The sequence below is a fragment of the Sulfobacillus sp. TH-112 genome, from assembly GCF_057473405.1.
The window spans coordinates 1-4,551 of the sequence record NZ_JBYCKN010000172.1; the positions used below are offsets into that span (position 1 = coordinate 1).

3 protein-coding genes and 1 pseudogene are annotated in these 4,551 nt (G+C 52.1%); 1 reads left to right on the plus strand and 3 read right to left on the minus strand.

Features of this window, described 5'->3' with window-relative positions; all coding sequences use genetic code 11:
• Both ACOJWD_RS12325 and ACOJWD_RS12330 read right to left on the minus strand, forming a co-directional pair.
• Window positions 1-302: pseudogene (locus tag ACOJWD_RS12325) on the minus strand (hypothetical protein); the annotation flags it as partial.
• Window positions 303-1,357: 1,055 nt separating this feature from the next.
• Window positions 1,358-1,927, minus strand: coding sequence for an NADPH-dependent FMN reductase (locus tag ACOJWD_RS12330; protein ID WP_486993532.1), 570 nt, complete (start codon window positions 1,925-1,927; stop codon window positions 1,358-1,360).
• A 188-nt stretch (window positions 1,928-2,115) separates the two neighbouring features.
• Here ACOJWD_RS12330 and ACOJWD_RS12335 point away from each other — a divergent pair, with 188 nt between their 5' ends.
• Window positions 2,116-2,715: a TetR family transcriptional regulator gene (locus ACOJWD_RS12335; RefSeq protein WP_486993533.1), complete on the plus strand. Its 600-nt coding sequence runs from the start codon at window positions 2,116-2,118 to the stop codon at window positions 2,713-2,715.
• A 964-nt stretch (window positions 2,716-3,679) separates the two neighbouring features.
• Here the strand turns inward: ACOJWD_RS12335 and ACOJWD_RS12340 are convergent.
• On the minus strand, window positions 3,680-4,551 hold an 872-nt coding region (locus tag ACOJWD_RS12340), incomplete at its 5' end, for a prenyltransferase/squalene oxidase repeat-containing protein (protein WP_486993534.1).

Consider the following 4,551-nt stretch of genomic DNA (forward strand, 5'->3'; position numbering starts at 1 on the left):
ACCCGTTGCCGCGTATCCTTAGCAATTTGTAATGCTTCCAACAACGGCACTTCACGGCCATCCCAGGTCAACGTGTGCTCCAAGTTAAATCTCGTCATTACCACATCTAGCATTCGATAATCAGCCTGAGCGTCCGCAATCTGTTGGTTATAGTCATCAACAGACACGGTCGGCGGTTCAGGCACCTCACCCCGATTGACAATCGCCACCTCAATACGGGTTCGCGCTTCACTCAATTCGCGGATCCGCTCATGGATTCGCGCTCTCAAATGCACCGCATCGGCAAGAGATATTTCAACCATCAATGCCATCTCCTATCTCTGTCATTAATCAAGAAATAGTTCTCATTATACATTCGACCAAATCGCCTCAATAATATATCATACTTATCGCACTTTTCTATCGCACATATGGCATGTGATCTGCTGTCCACGTCGACTTTTTCGACGGATGAAGAAAGATAGGCACCGTTTTCGGGATGAACGTTATTCTCTCTGTAGTTATCATTCCATAGGATACTCACTAAGGTTTCAAGTGTTGCAGGACCTTTGATGTCGCTATCTAATGATCGTAGTCCCTCCGCTCTCCCATACCCAAAAAGGTGTGCGAAACTGAGAACTCGAGCCCGAAGAAGCCCTCCCCTATTATGGTTTCGACTTTCGCCTATGAGCCGGCACTTCGAATGGACATGGACCATAAGAGTGTTAAACCCCCGGTATTCCATCATAGGTAGGTGGCAAAAGCAAGTTCCGTCGAAGACTTCGTCCCGGTCGATAATTTGTACAACCGGTTCCGGAAATGCCGCTCACCCGAAAGTCACCGCACCGCCGGCTGAATGGCGGCACGGATCTGGCGATTTCATCACTACCGCCAGTTCCATCCTATTCCCGTCTTGGCTCTGAGTACGCGCACAAGGTGGCCATTAGGCAAGTAAATTCTCTAAAGACTGGAACCGTTAGGAATTCTTGTCCTGAGAATCGGGCCAATTTTTTGTGTGCGTTAAAGACACGGCGCTATTGTTCCCAAGCGCCGTGTCTCCAAAACATTTATTTTATCCCACAGCCCTTTTCCAGACTGGGCGGGCCCCAATAGAGTCGCGTCATCTGCTTGTGACGCAATAGATTCATCGTCCCTTTACCCAACCTTAAACAACATGCCTTGGTTCAAGCCATCGCTTACAACCCGACCCCGTAGCTTGCGAAGGGCACCTTCTGCTTTTGGGACACAGAGGTTGCCCACCTCATATGGCCCGCCGTCGCTCTATGTTCTTGTCCTCGATGCAAAGAGTGGGAGCGCAGAACCCCGAGATCTCCTTAGCAGCTCCAAAACGCATGCCCAACGGAGGCGCCTTGTCGAATTATTGCTTACGAGCCGACTTCAGTGCGTCAGCCCACCAGGATAAATCGTCCAACATGGTGGTGACCAAGGGTGGTAAATGAGGGATGTCCTCTATGGCTTTTTGTCCCATCATGATCGGCAAAAAGTCCCCGCCCTGGACGTGCACGGCGGATCGGACGGGGGCCATTTGCAGTTCGATAGCGATCAGGCGCAGTTGTTCAATGGCACGGGCTGCACCGACAGATCCATACCCGACGAAGGCGACCGGCTTGCGTATCCACTCGATGTAGGCATAGTCGAGCGCATTCTTCAACGCTGCTGTTGGTCCGTGGTTATATTCGGCAGCAATGATCACATAGCCGTCAAACTCTCCCACTTTCTTCTGCCATCGTAGACCCTCGGGATCTTGGGTAGGCGAATACATATTGCTGCTCTTCTCGTTGAAGAATGGTAGAGTATAGTCTCGCACGTCGATGAGCTCAAACTCCAGATCAGGACGTGGATCTGCTTGACTCATGAACCACTGCGCGACCTTTTCACCTACTCGATGGTCACGGGTACTTCCCAGTATTACACCAATTTTCAGCATCACGATGTCTCCCTCGTTGTAAAATATCCAGCAAGTGATGGCAAGCCTACACCTGTTGTTTTTAGGGTATCCGTTTTGATATGATGCATACAACCGTCAAACTATTGGCTGGTGTCGGGTTATACAACATTTGTTGCACTAGTGTTGGCTTCGGAACGAAACGGGACAAGGGAAACGGAGAGGTGCGCATGGTCACGCAAGAACTACCGGGCGATTTGCGGGTACGACGGACGCGCAAGCTGTTGAAAGAAGCCTTTTTGGCACTTATAGCGCAGAAGAGCTTCCAGACGATTACGGTCCAGAAGATTAGCACCACCGCAATGGTAAATCGTTCAACCTTCTATGATCACTTTGTGGACAAGTATGCGCTTATGGAGTACGCCGTCAGCGAAAGTTTCCGTGAACAACTGTTAGCCAAACTGCCAGACAAAGAGCACTATACTGTCGGAAACATGCGGGCTCTCATTAGGACCGTGTGGGAGTTTTTTGGAGGCCTCAAGGGACAATGTCAACACGCTGACGAGCAAGAAAGACTGCTGTTTGAAGCCCAGGTCATGAATGTCGTCCAGGAGGTTCTCATGGATTGGCTTCCGGAAGAGTCCGCCAGTGACGCATCCGACTCGGTCACGCGCGAATTGGGGGTGGCGGTGACAAGCTGGGCGATTTATGGTGCATCACACTTCTGGTCCGAGAGAAATCCTCAAGGCACCGGAGAAGAGCTCGCCGAAAGGGTGATGCCGATTCTTCAAGGGATGCCCGAAACCCACTATCTATTGCAGCAAAAATGACCATGTGGGGGCACGACATAGTTCACTTGCAGTGCGGCTTCGATACGTTCATAATACACCTCGCGGCGAAGACTCGAGATGGGTATCCTCGTTCACTTGGGTATGAGGAGACCGGTGATTTCACCTGTATCGGTCGTTAACCCGGCCCAGAAAGCCGAGTCTCCCAGGTGATTCTCCATTCATCCAGATACGACCATACCACTGCGGGATAAAAAATATTACGCGAAGCCGCTCTCGACTATACGGTGCCAAAGGCGAGATGACGTCATTCCGAGCGGATTTAAACAACGGAAGGACGTGATGCACCAGTGCCTCTAGCTTAACCATGCCAATGTCGCCGGTAATTTTGATGAAACACTAGACATTCGCGGCATTATCCACACGCTCGTAATCCTGGGTGACGCTAATGATTGGCACCGACGCCGAAAAATACGGGACCAGCCCTAAGTGTCCGATCATCTCTACTGGATTGTCGGCGGTCCAAATAACGACCGTTTCATCCGAATTACGTGGCAGAAGCCCTGTGCAGAACGGTTGCTATCTCCATTGACACCATAATAGGTATCAGGGATTCGCGGAAGCGAGCACCGGAATTCGCCACTGGACGTGCTCCTCACCGGTGCCCTCGGTTAGAATGTCGCTGAGTGCTCCATCACTTCAAACATCGGTCAGAACGACGGCCAGATACGAGAGCTGCAATCATTGTATAGGTCCTTCAGTGAGCTCTGCAAAGGTAATACGTGTTTTGCATTGGACGAAACCGCCAATTTTTGGCACGTCCCCGACCGAAAGGCCCGACTATCGCGCAACAGCATAATGGCGCTCGTATTCCGGATGTTTCTGATGCTCCGTTGCATCTTTGGGCGTACGGGCCAAACCTACCGGCCCACGAACTACTTCTCACATCATCTCCCAGTCGAGAGCAAGATAGTGGTGCTCCAATTCGGTACCGTTTTACTAGGCATTACGAACGGTCGTACCACCGAAGAACACGCAAGGCGCGAAGCGTATTCCAGCGGCTGGGGCGGCCCTCAATTTCGTTCATTTCGACGGGCATCATCCCCGGGTATCGAATGTCCAGAAGCCATCGCCCGTCGGTGTCCTGCTTTGACGCCACCACATGCACGGCCTCACGTAAGCGTTCGTCTGGCTGCACTCCGGCGTCACGTAAGTAATCCAATCCCCGCAGGACATCATAGTGCCACCACGTCGGAAATGCGAAGAGCGTCCATTGTCCACCACTCTTGCGATCATGCTCGATAATCTCACCAGTGGATCTTCGTCGCATAAGCCGTCGTTCCAACAAATATTCCTGCCCTCGGAGACGACTTGAGGTTACCTCAGGCGTCCCGCCGCCGGACCGTTCGTACTGCAGTAGTGCCTCAAGCACGCAGATCGTCGTATTAAACGATGAGCGAGTGGATCCCTCTGATGCATCACAATTCCATCCTCCGTCGGGAAGCTGCTCTCCCAGGAGACTATCGATAATCCCGCTTATGTTCTGGTCAAAGTACGCTCCGACCATCGCGACCTGACCGTTAATGCATGGCTCCAGTTCGCCTGAAAAAAATGGATTGGCATCGCACTCCGGTGGGCCGCACCCCTGCCATGTGACATTGTCACGTACACGTTCCAATGCATACCGTGCCTCAGAGCTGGCTGGGTCAAGCCCCAGATGACAGAGTAACCACAGCACATGCATCGTCGAGTCCCACCCATGGTTCCAAGCCTTGCCACCCCATCGGCCATCAGCATGTTGCAAGGCCAACAACTGTCTTCCCCATCCTTTGGTCGCAATGCGATTGCGTTCATCGGCGACAACGTCGCCTGGAGCCT

Bases quoted from the DNA above. Each gene is read 5' to 3' on its own strand.
- ACOJWD_RS12335 (WP_486993533.1), top strand. From the start codon at position 2,116: ATGGTCACGCAAGAACTACCGGGCGATTTGCGGGTACGACGGACGCGC.
- ACOJWD_RS12330 (WP_486993532.1), bottom strand. From the start codon at position 1,927: ATGCTGAAAATTGGTGTAATACTGGGAAGTACCCGTGACCATCGAGTA.